Origin of the sequence: Methylophilus sp. Leaf408 (assembly GCF_916856905.1) — a bacterium.
Lineage (GTDB): Bacteria > Pseudomonadota > Gammaproteobacteria > Burkholderiales > Methylophilaceae > Methylophilus.
The window spans coordinates 1,929,457-1,949,584 of sequence record NZ_CAKASK010000001.1 but is presented as its reverse complement, the minus strand read 5'-3'; the positions used below and the strand labels follow the sequence as shown (position 1 = coordinate 1,949,584).

21 protein-coding genes are annotated in these 20,128 nt (G+C 48.7%); 11 read left to right on the top strand and 10 right to left on the bottom strand.

Going from position 1 to position 20,128, the window contains the following annotated elements:
* Positions 1-313: 313 nt before the first annotated feature.
* Both LPA26_RS09180 and LPA26_RS09175 read right to left on the bottom strand, forming a co-directional pair.
* Positions 314-955, bottom strand: a complete 642-nt coding sequence (locus tag LPA26_RS09180; RefSeq protein WP_229008070.1) for a DUF1109 domain-containing protein — start codon at positions 953-955, stop codon at positions 314-316.
* Entirely contained in the window at positions 952-1,491 is a 540-nt protein-coding gene (locus tag LPA26_RS09175; protein ID WP_055830292.1) for a sigma-70 family RNA polymerase sigma factor, read from the bottom strand. The genes LPA26_RS09180 and LPA26_RS09175 overlap by 4 nt, the downstream gene beginning before the upstream one ends.
* Before the next feature lie 167 nt (positions 1,492-1,658).
* Here LPA26_RS09175 and LPA26_RS09170 point away from each other — a divergent pair, with 167 nt between their 5' ends.
* From LPA26_RS09170 to LPA26_RS09150, 5 genes are all read left to right on the top strand, one after another.
* Positions 1,659-1,880 (top strand): hypothetical protein, encoded by a 222-nt coding sequence (locus LPA26_RS09170; RefSeq protein ID WP_055830290.1) that lies wholly within the window; start codon positions 1,659-1,661, stop codon positions 1,878-1,880.
* A gap of 43 nt (positions 1,881-1,923) precedes the next feature.
* Positions 1,924-2,706, top strand: a complete 783-nt coding sequence (locus LPA26_RS09165; RefSeq protein WP_229008069.1) for a DUF692 domain-containing protein — start codon at positions 1,924-1,926, stop codon at positions 2,704-2,706.
* A complete protein-coding gene (locus LPA26_RS09160) occupies positions 2,679-2,963 on the top strand; it encodes a putative DNA-binding domain-containing protein (protein ID WP_055869407.1) in 285 nt (94 codons plus the stop codon). The genes LPA26_RS09165 and LPA26_RS09160 overlap by 28 nt, the downstream gene beginning before the upstream one ends.
* Positions 2,914-3,366 (top strand): DoxX family protein, encoded by a 453-nt coding sequence (locus tag LPA26_RS09155; RefSeq protein ID WP_229008068.1) that lies wholly within the window; start codon positions 2,914-2,916, stop codon positions 3,364-3,366. Before LPA26_RS09160 ends, LPA26_RS09155 begins: the two co-directional genes overlap by 50 nt.
* Positions 3,367-3,689: 323 nt before the next feature.
* A complete protein-coding gene (locus tag LPA26_RS09150; protein WP_229008067.1) occupies positions 3,690-3,860 on the top strand; it encodes a hypothetical protein in 171 nt (56 codons plus the stop codon).
* 42 nt (positions 3,861-3,902) lie between these two features.
* Here the strand turns inward: LPA26_RS09150 and LPA26_RS09145 are convergent, their stop codons facing one another.
* Positions 3,903-4,766: a bestrophin family protein gene (locus LPA26_RS09145; protein ID WP_229008066.1), complete on the bottom strand. Its 864-nt coding sequence runs from the start codon at positions 4,764-4,766 to the stop codon at positions 3,903-3,905.
* 254 nt (positions 4,767-5,020) lie between these two features.
* Between LPA26_RS09145 and LPA26_RS09140 the strand changes: the two genes are divergently transcribed.
* A complete protein-coding gene (locus LPA26_RS09140) occupies positions 5,021-5,911 on the top strand; it encodes an SDR family oxidoreductase (RefSeq protein WP_229008065.1) in 891 nt (296 codons plus the stop codon).
* A gap of 49 nt (positions 5,912-5,960) precedes the next feature.
* Here the strand turns inward: LPA26_RS09140 and LPA26_RS09135 are convergent, their stop codons facing one another.
* From LPA26_RS09135 to LPA26_RS09125, 3 genes are read right to left on the bottom strand one after another with little or no spacing between them, the layout of a single operon-like run.
* A complete protein-coding gene (locus LPA26_RS09135) occupies positions 5,961-7,703 on the bottom strand; it encodes a bifunctional diguanylate cyclase/phosphodiesterase (RefSeq protein WP_229008064.1) in 1,743 nt (580 codons plus the stop codon).
* 2 nt (positions 7,704-7,705) lie between these two features.
* Entirely contained in the window at positions 7,706-8,149 is a 444-nt protein-coding gene (locus tag LPA26_RS09130) for a response regulator (protein ID WP_229008063.1), read from the bottom strand.
* A complete protein-coding gene (locus tag LPA26_RS09125) occupies positions 8,121-9,632 on the bottom strand; it encodes a PAS domain S-box protein (RefSeq protein WP_229008062.1) in 1,512 nt (503 codons plus the stop codon). Before LPA26_RS09125 ends, LPA26_RS09130 begins: the two co-directional genes overlap by 29 nt.
* A 462-nt stretch (positions 9,633-10,094) precedes the next feature.
* On the opposite strand from LPA26_RS09125, the gene LPA26_RS09120 reads away from it, so the two are divergent.
* On the top strand, positions 10,095-11,060 hold the full coding sequence (locus tag LPA26_RS09120; protein WP_229008061.1) for a DUF72 domain-containing protein: 966 nt from the start codon (positions 10,095-10,097) through the stop codon (positions 11,058-11,060).
* Between the two features lie 6 nt (positions 11,061-11,066).
* Here the strand turns inward: LPA26_RS09120 and LPA26_RS09115 are convergent, their stop codons facing one another.
* Both LPA26_RS09115 and LPA26_RS09110 read right to left on the bottom strand, forming a co-directional pair.
* Positions 11,067-11,246 (bottom strand): hypothetical protein, encoded by a 180-nt coding sequence (locus tag LPA26_RS09115; protein WP_055830272.1) that lies wholly within the window; start codon positions 11,244-11,246, stop codon positions 11,067-11,069.
* A 290-nt stretch (positions 11,247-11,536) separates the two neighbouring features.
* The gene (locus LPA26_RS09110; RefSeq protein WP_229008060.1) at positions 11,537-13,345 is read right to left on the bottom strand and encodes an alpha-amylase family glycosyl hydrolase; all 1,809 of its coding nucleotides are present in this window, start codon (positions 13,343-13,345) and stop codon (positions 11,537-11,539) included.
* Positions 13,346-13,591: 246 nt separating this feature from the next.
* Here LPA26_RS09110 and LPA26_RS09105 point away from each other — a divergent pair, with 246 nt between their 5' ends.
* The 3 genes from LPA26_RS09105 to LPA26_RS09095 all read left to right on the top strand — a co-directional run bounded on the left by LPA26_RS09105 (position 13,592) and on the right by LPA26_RS09095 (position 17,013).
* Positions 13,592-13,966: a hypothetical protein gene (locus tag LPA26_RS09105; protein WP_055830268.1), complete on the top strand. Its 375-nt coding sequence runs from the start codon at positions 13,592-13,594 to the stop codon at positions 13,964-13,966.
* Positions 13,967-14,439: 473 nt separating this feature from the next.
* On the top strand, positions 14,440-16,356 hold the full coding sequence (locus LPA26_RS09100) for a bifunctional diguanylate cyclase/phosphodiesterase (RefSeq protein ID WP_229008059.1): 1,917 nt from the start codon (positions 14,440-14,442) through the stop codon (positions 16,354-16,356).
* Positions 16,357-16,473: 117 nt separating this feature from the next.
* Positions 16,474-17,013 carry a YgjP-like metallopeptidase domain-containing protein gene (locus LPA26_RS09095; protein ID WP_229008058.1) on the top strand — a complete coding sequence of 180 codons (540 nt, stop codon included), beginning with the start codon at positions 16,474-16,476 and terminating at the stop codon, positions 17,011-17,013.
* Positions 17,014-17,021: 8 nt separating this feature from the next.
* Here LPA26_RS09095 and LPA26_RS09090 read toward each other — a convergent pair whose 3' ends face one another.
* Positions 17,022-18,038 (bottom strand): methyltransferase, encoded by a 1,017-nt coding sequence (locus LPA26_RS09090; RefSeq protein ID WP_229008057.1) that lies wholly within the window; start codon positions 18,036-18,038, stop codon positions 17,022-17,024.
* Between the two features lie 163 nt (positions 18,039-18,201).
* Between LPA26_RS09090 and LPA26_RS09085 the strand changes: the two genes are divergently transcribed.
* On the top strand, positions 18,202-19,701 hold the full coding sequence (locus LPA26_RS09085) for an iron-containing redox enzyme family protein (RefSeq protein ID WP_229008056.1): 1,500 nt from the start codon (positions 18,202-18,204) through the stop codon (positions 19,699-19,701).
* Positions 19,702-19,781: 80 nt separating this feature from the next.
* On the opposite strand, the gene LPA26_RS09080 is transcribed toward LPA26_RS09085, so the two are convergent.
* Positions 19,782-20,021: a hypothetical protein gene (locus LPA26_RS09080; protein WP_229008055.1), complete on the bottom strand. Its 240-nt coding sequence runs from the start codon at positions 20,019-20,021 to the stop codon at positions 19,782-19,784.
* Positions 20,022-20,128: the final 107 nt, after the last annotated feature.

Genomic DNA, 20,128 nt, shown 5'->3' with positions numbered 1-20,128 from the left:
TATTGGAGTCACTAGCAGTGTAATGCGTGTTGCGGACTATGGATAGCAAATGCGTAACCACTTAGAAACGATAGCATTTTTACAGATCAACATTGCACCGGTGAATGCGGGGATGCAATGAATATATCAGCAGGATAGATATAGATTAAAGGCATCTGAACAGTGCGGTAATCAGCGTTGCGCTGATTGAATTGTCAGATAAATCCCAGTCAGGAGTGACTGCTTTGCCGCGAAGATAGCCGCCACCAGCGCATCCGATATTGAGGGATGCCTGGTGCGGATTCTTGAAGTGGCTTTTTTAGCGGGCAGGTTTTTACCAGCGTAAACTGCGATTGCCTACCCAGGCCATGATCGCAGTGGGCACCAGCATGCCAAGCACATACCAGACCGCCAGGAATGGGGCGGCCATTTCAGGGCAGTGCAGGGCGTAGACGCTCGCACCGACGCCACCCGCTAACCAGCCGGCAATCGCTCCGCTCAACATGGGTTGTGTGGGCGCCAGGTTGCGTAAAGCGAAAAGGGTGGCAACTGCGGTTGGCACTGCTAAAAACGCAATATTCTTGATGCATACGCGCCAGGTTTTGCCCCAGAGCATTTCTGAATGCTGGCTGGGGTCAGCGTTGACCCAGGTCCAGATTGCCCATACCCATAAAACCGCAATCGGGATAAGCAACACCCAATAATTTATCTTCGGAAGTTTGCCGGGATGCGCCAGCGCGAAAATAAATACCAGCCCTAGCACGACATTGGCGAGCGGGACACCTAATTTCATCCAGAAAGGGAAAGTGCTGCTGACCTCTTTAATATCAGGGCGTATGCCATAGAAGGTGAGTAACAATATGAAGGAGATGGCTACGCCTGTCAGCAAGGCTTTGCTGATGAGTTTTTCAGGCATGTGTGGCTGTACGGGTTCAACCCCGGTGGCGAGCATTGTGATTAATTCATCGGTTTTCATGCTTGTTCCTTCCACATTTTTGCCAGCGTCTTCATGCCACGGTGCACACTCACTTTGATCGCCGACACTGACATGCCGGTGATTGCGGCAGTCTCTGCGACGGACAGGCCATCAAGCTTGGTGTGCTGTATGGATAAACGCTGGTTTTCTGGTAATGTTTCTAGCAACTTGTCTAAATCCTTTTTTGAGTCATTCGCATCGTGATCGCTGATGGCAAGCCATTCAACTTCATCATCAAACGGGTCGTTCAACGCCTCGTGCTGCGAGCGTCGACGCAAACAGTCGATCATTTTGTAGCGCGCCACGGCATACAGCCATGGCGTAAAAGGTTCTTCGCGGCGATAGGTATGGCGCTTGGTGTGAATGGCGAGCAATGTCTCCTGCACCAGGTCCTCTACCTCATCGGGCACGCGCACCAGCCTGCGCCTGAGGTAGGCTCTTATCAAGCCGCTGGTTTGCTGTAGCAAAAGCTGGTAAGACGCTGCATGCCCGTCTAACGCCATTAACATCAACTGCCGCAATTCTTCTTCTATCATTGGTTATTAATTCGCTTTATTGAGAAAAAGGTTACACAGACATGAATAAATAAATTTTTATCAGGTAGTGTAACCATATTGCTAATGGCCACGTATTAGCAAGTGAACATTGTGAAAAATGACAGTTTCATTCAAGCAATGCTTATCAACTTAATTGGAGACTTAACATGAATATCAAACAGTTAGCTGCATTAGCCACCACCATTATTGCCACCAGTGCATTCGCAGGCAGCCCGCCAGAAAAAAAATGCAGTGCTGGCACATGTAGTAAAAAAGAGATGTCTTCAGACAAAAAAGCAGAATCTTCATGTTCCAAAAAAGACGCAGGCGAGCACAAAGACAAAGAGTCTTCATGCTCTAAAAAAGAATCCAGTTGTTCCAAGAAATAATGATCACGCAATAAGCGTGATTACTGAAATAAGGGTTATCACCATGGCTGGGCTGGGTTACCGACAAGAAATGGCAGAGTGGGAAATGTCGACGGTGGCGGCTGACTTTTTTGAAGTCGCCCCCGAGAACTGGATTCGACGCGACAGAACCCCACTGCATGAGCTATTAGCGTCGGGTCGCCCGATCCAGCTACATGGTGTGTCCCTCAGCCTGGGTGGGCAAGCGCCTGTCCAGCACGCATTTTTGAAGTCGGTGCGCGAGCTTATGCAGGATCTTGATATTGAACATTATTCTGACCACCTGGCTGCCAGTGGCGATGCGCATCAGCTGTACGACCTGTTTCCTATCCCGTTTACCAACAGTGAAGTCATCCGTATTAGTGACCGTATCAAGCAGGTGCAGGATGTACTGGGAATCAGGATCGCGGTAGAAAACACCACTTATTACACCAACCTTGCGGAAATGAGCGAAGCTGAGTTCCTGATGCAGGTGGTGGAACGTGCCGATTGCAACATATTGCTGGATATCAACAATATTGCGGTGAACCACAAAAACCATCAGCTGTTAGGCGTGCATGACTTTGTTTCGCAACTCGATATGCAGCGCGTGACTTATATGCATGTGGCTGGCCACGAGTTTGATGAGCGCTTCGGGCTGTATATTGATACGCATAGCCAGGGCGTGGAGGCCGGCACCCGTGAAGTGGCGATGGCTTTGCACCAGCAATACCAGATCCCCGTGCTACTGGAATGGGATAACGATATCCCTTCGATTACTCACATCAACCAAGAGCTGGCATGCCTGAAGACTTCTACAGCTATATAAGGGGCGAAACCGATGTGGTGCCAGCCGGCTATGCAGAACCCGGCATGCGTGCCTATCGCTACCTGGTTTACCTGGGCGCCAGTCAGATGGTGGAAGCGCATTTCCCTGAAATCCGGCAGCAGATGGGCGAACCGGCCTGGAAAGAATTAATACAGGCATTTGTACGCCAGTCAGCCTGGACCTCACATTTTTATGGAGATTTAAAAGATGAATTCCTTGCATTTATTGCACGCGAAGCTGATAGCAGCGATTCGTGACCTTGGCTTGCTGGCACTCAGGATCTTTGCTGGCCAGGAGTTTCTGGTGGCCGGTTACACCAAGTTAAGCGGCGGTATTCATGCGCCGGAATGGTTTAGTGGACTGCAATTTCCTTTCCCGCTAGGGCTGCTTGGCGCGGATATAAACTGGGTGATGGCCGGCACGGGGGAAATTGTATTTGGCCTGGCATTGCTGGTCGGGTTGTATGGCCGTTTGGCTGCGCTGGGCTTGCTGTTTATCACCTATGTCGCGATCTACACCGTGCATTTTGATTTGGGCTGGTCTGGCTGGAACCAGATCGATACCGAGGCAGGCCTGGGCTTTAAAGTGCCGCTGATGCTGGGGCTGATGCTGTTCACGATTCTGACGCAGGGTAGTGGGCGTTATAGCATTACGAAGTGAGATCGTTCGTCAGGTAGTGGTAGAGCGATTGCGAGCAACGCACGCCGACGCAATCCGTTCACGCAGACCTTTCTTCCGTGAATCCGTAAAAACTGAACCCCACGGAAATGACTTTCTTCGGGGTGTGTTATGAATAAAATCCTGCTGGGTGAAGACATCGTATTCAAAACATGAGTATTTATGCAGGTTGAAATATTTGCATTAGCCACCTAAAGCCGGGGTGATGGTCAGCCTGACGCTGACAAAAAAATCAGCAATTTTCTGATAATCCTGCCAGGCGCTATCCTCTATAATCTAGCCATCTATTTGATAAGGAGAGTGAGATGGCAATCAACCTTGTTAGCATGAATGAAGAAGCATCCGGCTATACTGACAATGAATATTTAGCTGGCGATAGCTACAGTAACTCAACTTCGGAAACACTAACCCATGTTCCAGAAATAAGAGACGAATTCAGGGAAGATCTACAGGGTCGCCCTAATCTGGAACTATGAATAGAAAAAAGCCGCTAGATGCGGCTTTTTTTGTAGTTATTTTTACAATAATTCTTCTACGTGTTTCTGGATATTGGAAGCGATTTTTGCGGTGGGCAGGTCATTTGCATCACTGCCAAACGGGTCTTCGATTTCTTCGGCAATCAGCTCCAGGCTGGCGAGTACATAGAAAATGAACACGACTACCGGCACCACGTAATAACCCAGGTTGAACACAAACCCAAACGGCAAAGTCATCACATAAAAGAAGATGAATTTCTTGATAAACGCGCTGTAAGAGTACGGGATAGGCGTATTTTTAATGCGTTCGCACGCACCACAGATATCGGTAAAAGACTGCAGCTCGGCGTTAATGAGATAGAACTGATGCCCGCTGATTTTTCCGGTGGTATACAGTTCATTGGCTTTTTGGAATAGATGTTGTGCAATCTGGTTCGGGTGATGCTCGTGGTGATTGATTTCCAGATCCAGCCCTTCAAACAGCATTTTGCTCACTTCTTCATTCATTAAATGCTGAGAAAGCACCGAGGCATAAGTGGGGATGATTTTCCTGAAAAAATCGCGGTCTGATTCATCGGATAAATAAGCCGAAAGCTTGATCGCCAGGTTGCGGCTATTATTCACCAATGCCCCCCACAACTTCCTGCCTTCCCACCAGCGGTCATACGCGGTATTGGTTCTGTAAGCCAGTAATAATGACAATACAAACCCAACGGTGGTGTGGATTAACGACAGGTTTTTAACATGGCTGCTGTCGGATAACTTCAAATATTGCAATTCAAGGTAGGCAATCCCGGCGGCGTAAATCCCGATAAACACCATCATGGGAAACAGACGCCGGAAGGTGTCTGACTCATGAAAGCGGAAAATGAAAATAATCCAGTCTTTTGGGTTGTATTGAATCATGGTGGAAGGTTGGTTTTGTAATGGGTCGAGTTTAGCATGGTGGCGCAGACATGGTTTAACAAGCGCCAGCAAAAGGGCAGGCTAAACAGCATGGTATTGTGTCTCGCCCGTTTCAATTGCATAATTCAGCCATGTTGATTGTATTTTCCTGCTTGATTTAAATGTTTGGCGATGTAGTTGTGCATCGCTTCCATTACATTTGATGCCAGCCAGTCCAGCTTCGATTGGCGCGTCATCTATTGACAGGAAACCATATGATTCACTCACCTCTCCTGATTTCAGGAGCTTCTGGCCGTCTGGGCCAAGCTGTAGTGCAAACACTTCTAGAGCAAAAGATTCATCAGCAGCGACCGTTGATTCTGACAACGCGTACCCCTGAGAAGCTGGCGATGTATCAACAACCGGGTGTGGAGATCCGCCAGGCGAATTTTGATGAACCGGCTGAGCTTGCCAGTGCATTTCGTAGTGCCAAACGCATGCTGCTTATTAGTACCAATCTGCTGGATGGCACGGGCAAGCGCGTAGAGCAGCATCGCCATGCTATTGACGCCGCCAGGCATGCTGGCATAGAGCATGTGGTCTATACCTCCTTCATGCAACCATTGCATGGCTTGCCGATGCCGCCTGCCAGGGATCATTTAGCTACTGAAGCACTGATACAACAAAGTACGATGCGCTATACGATTTTGCGAAATGCGTTTTACTACGACATGCTTCTGCCCCAGATCAGAGAGGCAATCGAAGCGGGTACGGTTTCTTCAGCCTCTGGTAACGCCGCCATCGCCCATATCGCACGTGAAGATTGCGCCAAAGCGGCGGCACAAGCCTTGATTACTGAAAGCAAGGACATGACTTTCACGTTGACCGGGCAAACCCTCAATTTGCGGACGTTTGCCAGCAGGCTCGGTTCGTTGTTGAATAAACCGGTTACCTATCAGGCGATCACTGGGGAGCAAAAGCTTGAACAGTACGGCAAGGCTGGCTTGCCACTTGCGGTAGCAAAATTGCTGGTAGAGATCGATCAAGCCCTGTTGCAGGGGGCGATGGATATTCAAACGGCAGATTTCAAGCGATTGACTGGTTTAGAGCCTGCGTCCACGGAAGACTTTATCAGACAACAGCTAGCGCTGAATGAATGGCCGTGACCAACCGTTTGCATTCACTAAACACCCGCCAGTGCAGATTGGCGGGTGTTTAATCATTTGATGATAATGTGCGATACCTGACGGGGTCGTGTGCGTTTAAAAATGCGACAAAGTCATCTGGCGAGAGTGCTTTGGCAAACAGATAGCCCTGCAGCATATCCGCCCCTAATTCACGGCAGAGGCGGGCTTGTGCGACGGTTTCTATGCCTTCTACCACCACATCGAGATCCAGGCTTTTTGCCATGACAATCAGGGCTTTCAGTATACGGCTGTCAGCTTCGCTTTCCGGTACATTTTGCACAAATGAGCGATCCACTTTCAGGATGGAAGCGGGCAGGCGCTTGAGGTAAGACATGGAAGAGTATCCGATACCAAAATCGTCGAGGGCGATCTTCACGCCCAGGGACTTGAGGTTATTGAGGATGGCCGATGTTTTCTCGAAGTCTGACACAAGTACACTTTCCGTGACTTCTATCGACAGGCAGCCGCCACTCAGGCCTGCGGCAGCCAGGTCGTGTTGAATGTCGCTGAACATGCTTTCGCGTTGCAACAGTTGCTCACTGGCGTTGACCGCTAATACAAACTGGTCATCGACGTGACCTTGTTTACGCCATTCGGCAAGCTGCAGGCATGCCAGTTGCCTGTTCTGGGTGTCAATGGCGGCAAGGAAGCCGAGTTCTTCAACGGTATCTATAAATTCGATGGGAGGTAGCAGTCCTTTAACCGGATGTTTCCAGCGCATCAGCATCTCGGCGCCGCATACCTGGAAGGTATTGGCACTGATGACCGGTTGGTAGTGTTGAACCAGCTGGTTTTGCAAACGCTGGGAGCGTAACTCTCCCTCGAGCATGATCCGGTGCAGGATCTGGTCTTGCAGGTCTTCGCTATAAAAATGAAAACCGTTGCGGCCTTCACGCTTGACCTGGTACATGGCCAGGTCCGCCCGTTTTTGCATATCCTCAGCGTTAGTGGCACACCTGGGATAGGTTGCAATCCCTATGCTGCAGGTGACAAAGTGTTCAGTATTGTTCAGCGGAATCGGTTCACGTATGCTCTCAAGCACTCGTTGTGCAAGGGCGCCCACCGAGGTTTCGGTATCCAGATCGAGCACGACAATGGCAAACTCGTCGCCCCCCAGGCGGCAGACTACATCACCTTCACGCACCACGGTCAGTAAACGCTGTGCAATCTGCTGGAGTAACTGGTCTCCCGAGTCATGACCCTGACTGTCGTTGATAAGTTTGAAATTGTCGATATCCAGGTAGATCAGGCCGAGCTGGAAATTGAGGCGCTGAGCACGCTGGATGGCGCCTCGCAGGTGTTCCTCAAAGTAGTAGCGGTTGGATAACCCGGTCATGGGATCATTTTCCGCCAGGTATTTGAGACGCTTATGCGTATCAATCAGCTTGCTGGTGAGCTCGTGCCGCGCCTTTGCATGCAGAAGTGCCTTGGTCAGGTGGCGTTCTGAAAGTTCTTTTTTCAGCAAAAAATCCTGGGCGCCCGCGAAAATGCAGTTTCTCTCTATGATCTCATTGTCTTCCATGCCGGTGAGTATCACCACGGCAGCATGTTTTTCAGTGTGCTGCGTGAGCTTGCTTAAGACATCCAGGCACTCCATGTCAGGCAGGCGGTAATCCAGCAGGACGATATCAAATGTATGTTCATCATACAGTTTGAGAGCCCTGACAGCATTGTTGGCCTGCACAATGTCTTTGACTAGCCTGGGATTTTGTAAAACCCGGATGACAGCCATCCGGTCCAGTTCATCGTCATCCACGAGTAGCAATCGCATCTTTACTCCTTTGTGACGGGTAGTTCAACCAGCCGCCAGTAATGCTCGATAAACCCGATCACCTCCATGAAGTCACGGTCCATGTGCTGCTTGAATACGTAGCCTGCCACGTGTTTGCGATAGGCGGCCACCAGGTCTTCATCTGATTTCGATGTGGTCAGAACAAATACCACGGCATGTGTCAGCTGCGGATCTGTACGCAGCATTTTTAAAAATTCAAGACCACTCATGCGCGGCATATTGAGGTCGAGCAAGATAATATAAGGTTGGGGGACCGCGCCGCTACGTAACAAATCCAGCGCTTCGCGACCATCATGTGCACGCAGCACGGTGTTGAGTAGCCGCATTTTGCGTAGGGCACGCTCGAGTGCGATAGCGTCGATGTCGTCATCGTCAACAATCAGCAGGGTGACTTCTTTATAGTTTTGCTTCGGCAGAATTTGCACGGTTCAGCCTCTCTTCAATGTTGATTGGCCAGGTAAAACGGATAGCGCTGCCACGAATACCATCTGACTCGATGCTGGTGCTGCCGCCATAGGCTTCGACTATCTTTTTTACCAGCGCCAGCCCCATACCGCTGCCTTCGACTTCATCGCGTGGTCGCAAGGTTTGAAACATGATGTATACACGCTCCTGGTACTCTGGCGAAATGCCCGGGCCATCGTCAGCCACGCTGAATTCATAGTAATGCTTGCTGGCTACCCGCCAGCTAAGTTCTATCCGGCCTGCAGGTTTATCATGATGTTTGATTGCATTGCTGAACAGGTTCCGCAGGACTTGTTCCAGTGGTGTGGTCAGTGTGTTGAAGGTTGGCAGGTCGGCAGCCATTTCCAGCGTGAAGCCTTCCGGAGGTGTTTGCATCTCAAAAATATTTTGCGCCCATTTTCCGAGATCCACCTGACTGACACTGCCTTCGAGGCGGCCGGCCCGGGAATAGGCCAGCAAGTCGTCAAGCAGGCGTTCCATCCTGCGCAGGCGGCCACGCAGCAGGTTCATATGCTGTGGGATTGCCTCGGTGTGACCGTTGTTGAGGTCCTCTTCAATCCAGTGCGAAATCTGGAAAATGCCACGCAACGGCGACTTCAGGTCATGCGAGGCAACATAGGCAAAAGTCGCCAGTTCTTTATTGCTGCGTTCAAGTTCATCTCTGTGCTCAGCGAGTTTTATGCTGGCTTTGACGCGGGCTGAAATGTCGGTAATGGCGGAAAGCACTTTGACGCCATTATCGGTTTCAATCGGGTTAAGGCCTACTTCGACAGGGAATTCACTGCCATCCTTGCGGCGGGCAAACAGATCGCGGCCAGTTCCCATGGCGCGTGGACTCAGCTCAGAAAAAAAGGAATCCCGGTGTTGCGGATGCTGGTGGCGGAAACGCTCCGGCAGCAGGATGTCGATGGGCTGGCCCAGTAGTCCCGCCCGGCTGTAACCAAAGATAGTCTCGGCCTGGGTATTGACCATTTCAATGATGCCGCGCTTGTTGACCATGACCATGGCATTGGGTGCAGCTTCAACTACCTGGCGGAAACGCTCTTCCAAGCGCTTGCGGGCAGAAATATCCGTGATAGCTGACAAGACTTTGACACCATCATCGGTTTCAATCGGATTGATACCAACCTCTACGGGAAACTCACTGCCGTCCTTGCGGCGGCCAAACAGGTCCCTGCCGGTTCCCATGGCGCGCGGACTGAGGTCAGAAAAAAAGGAATCACGGTGTTGCGGGTGCTGGTGGCGGAAGCGTTCTGGTAACAGGATATCAATGAGCTGACCCAGCAATTCGTCACGGCTATAGCCAAAAATGAGTTCGGTCTGGGTATTCACCATTTCGATGATGCCCCGTTTGTTGACCATGACCATGGCTGTGGGCGCGGCTTCAACTACCTGGCGAAAGCGCAAATTGGCACGCTCGATGTCGCCGATGTCATCATGCATCTACAGCCCCCTTTGGTGTCACAAATTTGTCGGGTGAGCAGCCCTGGTGCAGTGTGGTCGCACCAGGACAAGCTTTTTGCAATTTCCTGACTAAGTTCTTGTTTACTGCTTAACGTTATTAAGTGTCCGGTTGCGTGACAAATGCTGCTAGAACGGCTGCTTCAGCAATGGCTGCTCCATCCTGGCAAACGTGACTGCGACTGAGGTGAACCTCAGTGGTTCTATATACATATTTATGCCAATTCTATCTATTTTTTTAAAAATTACCACAACGAGATGATCCGCTTGTAGCAGGGATAACTTCTGCCATTCATATTTGTTTTTCTGACAATCGCTTACAGATGCGGATATCAGGATATGTTTGTCAGGGTGTAAGTAAAATTACTGGTTTTCTTTGAGTGATAACGGGCCCGCAAATCGCAAGCGGTTGAACTTAATACTGGCGACGACATACCAACCTTGATGGCTAAGCAAATTTTGATTGGTATCTCAGGCTGGCGTTATCCGCCATGGCGTCAGGTCTTTTATCCTAAAGGCCTGATTCAAAAGCGTGAGCTTGAGTTTGCTTCGCAGGCGCTGCCAACCATCGAGCTCAATGGCTCTTTTTATGCCTTGCAACGGCCAAGTAGTTACCTGAGCTGGTATGAGCAAACACCACCAGATTTTATATTCAGCATTAAAGCCACGCGCTACATTACCCATATATTACGGCTGGAAAATATTGAAACAGCCTTGGCGAATTTTTTTGCCTCGGGCCTGCTGGCGCTCAAGGAAAAGCTGGGACCTGTCTTGTGGCAGTTTCCGCCGAGCTTCAGGTTTGATGCAGCGCTGTTCGAAAGTTTTTTGAAGCAGTTACCGCATGACACAGAAGCTGCTGCCAAGCTGGCTGAAAAGCGTGATGCCACTATGCACAATCGTGAATTTATCAAAGCCGATCAAAAACGTGCGTTGCGTCATGCGGTAGAAATCCGCAACAAGAGTTTCGAGGCTCCTGAATTTATAACATTGCTGCGCAAATATAACGTGGCACTGGTGATTGCAGATACGGCAGGCAAGTGGCCGGATAAGCAAGATATCACCGCCGATTTCACTTACTTAAGGTTGCATGGCGCAGAAGAGCTGTATGCCAGTGGTTACACCGATAAGGCACTCGATCATTGGGCTGCGCGCATCGATGCCTGGAGTAAAGGCAGCGAGCCGGAAGATGCGAAACTGGTTTCTGAAGAGGCTCCGACGCAACGCAAATCACGCGATGTCTATTGCTATTTTGATAATGATATCAAAGTGAAAGCGCCGTTTGATGCGCGTAAGTTGTTAAGGCGGCTGGACCTGGAATCCGGGTTGCGTGAAATGGATTGGTCACACGCGGATGAGCCTGGCGAATTGAATCCCACCAAAGCCCGGGAAAAAGCAAAACCGGCAAAGTAACCTGCTTTACGGAATGCCGATAATCTTCAAATACTCTTCCAATGTCAGGGTCAATTCTTGCAACGAGCTATTTACTTCATCCAGATGCTGGTTGCCATTTAAATGTAACTTTTCAAGTAATGCTTTGTGTTTTTCCACCGCATCTAAATGCGCTTCCAGTTTGGCTTCTTTTAACGCTGTGGTCATGATGTGTCTCCTCAACCATTCATTTACGTATAGGTAAGAGTCATTGATTGCTCACAAAGTTTGAGGATCAACAGGTGGATTGGTAATTTTACGCAAATGAGCTAACGCTTCGTAGCTCGCTACGGTGATTCAGGGTTGAGTTGTTAGGTAGCACGAAATGCAGAAACGACATATCTGAGCCGGGCTGGCGAGTCAGTAACATTGCAGTCAGTCGTTGCATCAGTAACAAAAAAGCCGCGAATTGCGGCTTTTTTGATTAACAACGAGTGTGAGATTTTAGAGGCGTCTGCTTATTTATCCTGCGAATAAATCAGGCATGTATAGGCGCCAATGGTGATTGGCGCTGAGTAGCCTAAACCGTCCTTGCCTTCTTCGTTGGCACTGATGTCACCTGAAGGGGTTTCATCCATCTCTTCATTATAGAGCGTGGCGTCGCTGTTGAAACGCAGCTTCCATTCACCACCTTGCGGCAGGCCGATGACATAGTTTTCCTTGCGGCCTTCGGCGAAGTTGAACACGACGACTACGTCATCACCAGCGCCACCTTCTTTTGAACGATGCATGGCGATCAGTTTGTCGTTGTCATTCACATGGTAAACCGACGTATGTTGCCCGCTTAAACCAGCGGAATGCCCGGCGCGGTTCAGGCGAAGATTGATTAGGTCGCGGTACAGGGTGGTAATGTCGGCGTACTCTTCTGCGCGTTGCCAGTCGATGGGTCTGTCATCACGGAACCATTGATCACGCAGGAATTCCTGGCCTTGAAGCAGCATGGGAATGCCTGGCGCAGTCAGGACTAGTGCGGCGCCCAGGGTTGAGCGTTTGATGGCATATCTGTTCGGACGATCGCTAGGGTCAATTTCAGAAACCAGACGTTGTTTGCCGTTGGCAACTTCATCATGTGATTCGGTGTAGATCACACGCTGGAATGCATCATGATTGTACTGATTCAGCAGGGCGTCGCGCACGGCATGCATAGAACGATGGGCATCATCGCCTTCTATCAATGCCTCTCGGATCGGGTGCACAAACCCGGCATCCCATTGGCTGCTGAAGTTAGCGCCGCCATGCTCTTTAGCCAAGGTGAGCTCCGCGCTATTTTGCAGGTCTTCGGCAATGGTGATTTTGCCCGGGTGGCGAATTTGCACTTCACTGTTGATCCATTGCAGCAGGCTGAAGCCTTCGGCAATCAGATCCTGCGCATCGGCTTCTACGCTGCGGATATACAGCGTCATGTCATAACGCAGACCATCGGCATGGTAGTCACCCAGCCACATCATGGCGTTATCAAAAATATACTGGCGCACTTCGCCACGGCCATAATCCGGGCGCGTATCGCCCCAAGGCGTAGTGGAACGCCAGTCATTATAAAAATAAATGCCGCCCTTATCGTTTTCGCTCCAGCCATCAAACTGCCACAAGCTGATGTCGGATGGGCCAAAATGGTTGTACACCACATCTACAATCACGGCGATGCCCGCTTCATGAGCGGCGGTTAAAAAACGCTTGAAGCCGTCCGCACCGCCGTAAGCACTTTCAATAGCATAAGGATGCGCAGGGTTATAACCCCAGGAATAATCACCGGCAAACTCAGCAATTGGCATCAGCTCGACCGCATTGATCCCCAATGCTTTCAGGTGCGGCAGGCGTTCAATGGCACTGTCAAACGTGCCCACCTTCCCTTCTTCTGTATTAAACGTGCCGATATGCATTTCATAAATGACCAGGTCGTTCCAGGCGGGCATCTGAAAATGGTTTTTTGGCGGCTCGAACAAATCCAGCGCAGGAATCACGCCGCTACCTACCGAGTTGGTAACGATTTTGGCGTAAGGGTCTATACGTTGCAGTTGCTGTTCACCATTGACGATATGAAACTTGTATTCATCACCTGGCTTGGCATGGGAAAGATCGGCATACCAGTAGCCATTTTCTTCATGCACGCAGTCATCCGTCTCCGCTTGCCAGTCATTAAAAGTGCCGATAACAGAGACCTTGTCTGCATTAGGCGCCCATACGCGAAATGCCACCCCGTGCGCATGTGGAATAGCGCCCATTCCGGGCAATGGATCGAAGGAGGGTTGCAGGCTGGCAGACGACATGAAGATAACTCCGTTAATAAATCGTTAGTTGAGCCGCATGTGAATTATTCACGCGCGGATAATGTAGGAGAATCTATACAATCTATAAAGGTGTCAAAAGAAGTCTGATTCTGATATTTCTGTCAGCGGACTCTGTCAGAAAAGTCTTACTTGAGAATCAGCCGCAAGCCTGCAATCAAAAATCGGCTGCGCCACTAAAATAGCCGAAAATTTAAACTAATAAAGTTGTGGACAGGTTAAAGAATTATGCTGACATCAATTGAATTTGCGAATGAAGTGTTTGAAGAGTTAAGGGTTTCGATAGACCAGGCTTGCAAAGAGCGCTATTGGTTTATTGCCTGCCGCAATGCGCGGGTACTGGGATTCAGCCAGACTGACGTCAGTTGTGGCGCTGCTTATGGTCAATGCTTCGAATTGCAGATTGAGCCAGATATTTATCTCTCTTTGACTTACAAATCAATGGAGTGCACGGAGACTTTGACCTCATCAGATGTGACTAGATTTGAACTGACTTTGAAGCATGGCGATGAGCTAATCAAGGTTTACCAGAATGAGTTTGAAGAAGCGCCTTTGCCTATCGCAAGACCTGTCAGGCATAGAGGGTATTCAGCAACGATTTAAATGAAGTCTAAGAATTTACAATGACAAAAGCCGGGATTCCCCGGCTTTTTCTTTTTCAATCAATGCAATGGAAGTCGAACAAAATTGCTCTATAGCGAACGATTAACCGTCTCTGCTAAGAGTAAGCGATCTGATCCAATAGCGGCTTAGCAAATACTAGTAAATTCACCATTTAGTCAGCTGGAATGGATTTAATAATCATTTTATTAAAAAACTGTTCACGAAAAGCTCAATTTTTGTAGGACTAGCTTACCATACGGAATCTTTTCCCTTATGTTGATTTGTCCAGCTGGCGGTGACTGAATTTTTGATGTGATAACTATTTAAAGAGAGTGACAGCCCGTCGCCAATTGGTTTTGATGCACTTTTTATGAAGCTGACAATTGAGAATAGAGTGGAAAATGTGTCTATTTCCAAAAGATTAAAACAAATTGACAGCAATTAATATCAGTCAATCAGAAGTGAATTAAAACATGCCTTTTTCTAAAACAACGAGTTCTGAGCTTTTGCTGGCCAGGTATCACAGCCTGATGGCTGATGTGCCCGTCGTCATATTTGCCGGCTTAAGTGCGACGGCTATCCAGATTATTGCTTTGCGGGATGGCGTTGACTGGCGCGTATCTATTGCCTTGCCGCTGATACGCATGACCTTTGCCGCCATGTTGTTTATGTACTGGTTCTGGCACCGCGAAGATAACCCTGGCATAGAAAAAGTTCGCTGGCGCTTGCGCGCGGCATCGGTAGTACTGATCATTTCCGGCACCATCACATTTTTCCGCAGTTTGTATTTGTTCAACCATACCGATAGCTTCGGGCATTATTTCCTCGTTATCTATATCACACTGTTCGGCCTGTGTTTTGCATTTATCCTCAGTAAGATTGGGATTGCGGCTTTCATCTATAATTTCCTGCTAATTTCTGCTGCGCTGGTATGCATTTTCATGGGAAATTTTCAACAACCGTATGTGCTGGCCGGGCTGGTGCTGGTGTTTGAGATAGGCATGCTATTCGCCATGCGGGCCAGCAACAACGTGTTTGACCGGCTCATTAATGCCACTTACGAAACCCATACTTTGCTGGAAGAAAACCGGCGTCTGGCAAATCTGGATGCGTTAACGCAATTGCCGAACCGCCGCCAGTTTTTCCTGCATGTAGAACAGCAACTCGCACGTGCCAAAAAAACCGCAGAACCCTTTGCGGTCGGCATTATAGACCTGGATAATTTTAAGCCAGTGAATGATGTATACGGACACCATACTGGCGACCTGGTCTTGAGGGAAGTAGGCGAGCGCCTGGCACGTGTAAAGATCGCCGGTGTGCAGTTTTACCGTTTGGGTGGCGATGAGTTTGCATTCGAGATAGTCACGGATGCGCAGAATTCGATTTTAAAGCAGATAGGCAAAGAGATTAATCGTATCATCTCTCAACCTATGAATGTCGACGGCATTCTCATCAACATCAAGGCTTCAATTGGTGCCTGCGTGTTTTCCAATACCAAAGATACTGCGCAAGAACTGTATGAACATGCGGATTTTGCGCTTTATCACATGAAACGCACTGGCCGCGGCAATATGGAGATTTACTCGAAGACACTGGAGGAAGAGCGACAGCATTTGCACAAGGTAGACCAGGCATTGCGTGTGGCGGATATGGAGGCAGAGCTGTTCCCGGTGTTTCAACCTATCATCAATGTAGGCACTGGCGAGATAAGCTCATTTGAAAGCCTGGCACGGTGGAATAGTCCAACTTTAGGCATTGTGCCACCAGCGGTGTTTATTGGTGTGGCAGAAAGTTTAGGGGTAATTTCTGACCTCACGCGGTTGATGTTCCACAAGTCTATTATCGTGATGGCAGAATGGCCGGCACACATTCGCCTCTCTTTCAATTTGTCAGCATATGACGTGACCAATAAAGCGGTGATTGAAGAGCTGATTTACATGGTAGCGCAGAGCCGTTTGCATCCTTCACGTTTTGTTTTTGAAGTGACCGAAACGGCGCTGTTGCAGGACTTTGCCACCGCCAAAGATAATATCGAACTGCTACGCCAGGCGGGTGCGCGGATTGCCCTGGATGATTTCGGCACCGGTTATTCCAGCCTGAGCCATGTGCAAAACCTGCCGCTGGACAAGCTCAAAATCGACCGTAGTTTTATCAAGGATATTGAAACCAACACCACTAGCCAAACCATTGTGCGTTCAATTCTGGCCTTGTGCCAGGGCATGCAGGTAGAGTGCGTTGCCGAGGGGGCTGAAACCGGTAGCCAGGTGCAGTTTTTGCAGCAGATGGGTTGCCAGCTGGTACAAGGATATTTCTATTCCAAGCCTATGGCAGCGGAACATATTCCTGCATACCTGGCTGAACATGAGTTAAAACAGGATTTGGTTGCCTAGGTGATTCTGTTAAGCAATCGCTGGCGTGGGAGTTTCACCGTATCTGATTCCCAACTTGTTGCATTGCTTAAATCCGTCTGATTTTCCAATATTGGGCTGGTGCACTAAAATAGCTGCATGTCTTTGCAGTTAATCCAGCAATATTTACCCGGGTATCCCGCGCAGTTACATGTGCAGATTGCGCAATTGCATGACCAAGGCAAATTGGGTGATTACCTAAGCAAGCGCTATCCGCAGGCACATGCTATTCAAAGCGATAAGGCGCTGTATGACTTCTGCAACGATTTTAAGCAGCGCTATTTAAAAAATGCACCGTTGTTAGACAAGGTCTATTTTGATAATCGACTCACCGTAGAAAAACAGACGCTAGGATTAAATACTGCTATTTCGCGGGTGCAGGGCGGCAAACTTAAAGCCAAAAAAGAAATCCGCATTTCAGCGTTTTTCAAATCCACCCCGGTTGAATTTCTGACCATGATCGTCGTGCACGAACTTGCGCACCTGAAAGAACGTGATCACGACAAAGCGTTTTATCAATTGTGCCAGCATATGGAACCCAATTACATGCAATATGAGTTTGATTGCCGGGTACATTTGCTATGGCTGACGTTGAACAAGATGCCGACTGTTGCAACCCCGGCATCCATTGCAAAGTAAGTGCTGGCTTACGGTTCAGCTACTGTGCTGATGAGTTGCAGCAAGTTATCGGCCTCAATGGTAGGCCGGCTGACCAGTAACCAGACGGCGGCAATTCTGTCTGCCCGCGCATAGGCATCGGTAGCGAGTTCTTCACTGAAAATATCCGGGTCTATTTCTGAATATTGATAGGTGCAACCAGCTTCTTTGGTCTTCTGTTTTACTTCTTCCAGAAACGGGTCGTGCCCTTCGACGATTGCGACACCGGTATACAGCATGAGCGTGCCGCCGGGAGAAAGTCTGGTCAGGGCAGCATCGACAATATCCAGCGATAACTGCGCACCTAATGGCCCGTTGCCATGGCGATATGCCCTGGCAGATGGGTCTACCAGATAAGGCGGGTTGGCAATAATCACATCAAACTCGCCTTGCACATCATTCAGCAGATTACTATATTGAAAATAGACATTGGCAATGCTGTTCGCCTTGGCGTTGGTCGTTGAAAAAGCCAGCGCTTTTTCATTGATATCCACACCGTAAATTTCTGCATATGGTAAAGCTTCAGCCAGCAAAATCGCTGCTACTCCAGACCCGGTACCAATATCCACACAACGTTGAACCTTACCTTGCAGTGTCGCCAGTGAGTGATACATGGCATTAATATAACGATAGGTATCCGGGCCAAAAAACACGGCGTCTTGTGCCTCGGTTGGAAAGCCGGAATGGACAAATAATTTATCCGCGACACTGGAAACGCGCACCAGGGATTGCCAGCCATCATCTACCGCACGCAGCACGGCGGCAGCATGCATGAGCTCAAAAATATCAGCATCTATACTTGCTTGCGTGAAGGGACGATTCCAGCCAAAAATATCCTGCAAAGTTTTTGCCCAGGCATTTTCCGGGCGCTCATTTACCAGTCTATGCGTGGTCGGGGTCACCGTGACAAATCGGTAACCGCGTTCATATAAAGCCCGCAGCAGCTTTTCTAGAGGATCGTAGCCCAGTGTATCCTGGGCTGGTGGATTATCGACTTGCTTGATCACTTTGTACACCTTTGCAATGCTTTGATGAGTTGTAATGGCAGCTTAACAGAACTCCGCAATTGTTTTAATAAGCGTATTCCTACATGTATCTCCATGATTGTCTGATAGGGAATTTGACACTAAATGCGTAACTTACCAACTTCATGAATCAGAGGCGGTAACTATGTCTGGTGTGCGTATTGAAATTGAAAGAGAAATAAAAAGACCTCAGGGAGCGGTGAGCCAGCCAAGCAAGGCTGTTAATCACTGGACTTCCAAATCAGTCTATTTCTCTTTGCTGGAATCTAATCATTCAGCAGCAACCAAAGCAAACAGTGCAGAATTACTGGTTGAAAAGTTAAAAGAAACTGACAGCCATGCCACCAGCATGCCTGCCAGTATTCAAGAGCTGGATCACTGGCTGACTGAACATAATGAAATCGTAGGCCGTCAATACCGTGAATACCTGGCAGCGCGAAAAGCTGGTCAACCCAGGTGGTATTTCGGCAGCAAGTCCCATGCATTGTTTTTCCTGAAAGCCGTGGCACCTACCAAACTGGTAGATGGCGCATGGTTATTTGGCTTGATGCGTCATTGGCAAGACCCGCGGCTAGCATCACTGATCAAAATTTATCTCGAAGAGCTTGGTGATGGTGTCGAAGCCATGAACCACGTAGTGCTTTACCGCAAACTATTAAAACTCAATGGATGCGAAGACTGGAAAACGCTAGATGACCAGTTTTTCACCCAAGGTGCAATTCAATTAGCGTTATCCGCACACACTGACAGCCATTTGCCGGAGGTGATAGGTTTTAATCTTGGCTACGAGCAACTACCGCTGCACCTGCTGATTACTGCCTACGAGTTGAAAGAACTCAATATAGATCCGTATTATTTCACGCTGCACACCACTATTGATAATGCGCAATCTGGTCATGCGCGTTCAGCGATTGATGCGGTTGAAGAAGCTATGCCAATGTTTAGTAACTCACGCGAATTTATGCAACGCGTAATTGCTGGCGTAAAGTTAAATGACGTTGGTTTGAGTACGCTGGATATCATTAGGCATTTCGACCTGCAAGGCGAAGTGGTAAGGGTTCTGCAAAGCAAAGCCAACATAGGACAATTCATGCATTCTGACCGCTGTGTGATCGGCGGCAAGACTGTAAATGAATGGTTGCAGGATAATGAACAGGTCGCCATGTTTTTATACGAAATGGAAAAAACAGGCTGGATCAAACGCCACCAGGACCCTGAACAAAGCCCTTTCTGGAAAGTCATTGCTGGTGAAAAAGCGGCCATGTTTGGCGTGTTTACACCTTATGAACAGCAAGTAATTTATGACTGGATTGCCGGAGATGCATTGGAAAGTATGCCTATGCTGGCCCGTTTAGGTAGGCCATGGCGCATGGTTGAACGCCAGTCCAAAGCGCAGGAAGATGCAAAAAACAGCCGTTATGGCAATGTGTATGACTTCCATTCCGGTAACCGTATCGGTAAAAAATTGCCTGAGACGGATTTTAACCAGGACCAGCTGTCTTTTGAGCGTTACGTGCACAGTATCGACAATGAAGAAACACTGATGAATTTCCTTGTGGACTGGATGTCACCTGCAAAGCATCACACCCCTTTAGGCTTGTGTGCGACGCGTTACTTTAAATCGCATATGGATTCCCTTTTTTAAGTCATGCTTTATAACTGGATAATAAAAAAGCCGCATTGATATGCGGCTTTTTTTATGAAATTTTTTATTGATTCTTGTCGCTAGCAAGAACCGCCAGGTTTGCAACCACACGATTTTCCAGTCGGCTTCAGCGTTTTCTTTTGCCAGGCCTGCTCGAATGCCTGGCGACTCATTGGTTTAAGATTTAAAGATTGCTGCAGTTCATTATCGGCAGCTTGCGCCTGGTAGCGATGGAAATGGCTCAGGTATCTGGCATAAGCGCGGTCTGTACCTCGCAAATTTTGCCATTGTGTCCATAGCCATTTTTTTAATTTAAACATAAGTGCTCCTTGCTTGCAGCTAGTTTGATAACACATTGTACAGAATGGTTCTGGATGTGGATGATCTAAAATCTGGGTCAGGTGAATGTCTAGCTGAGTTACAACAG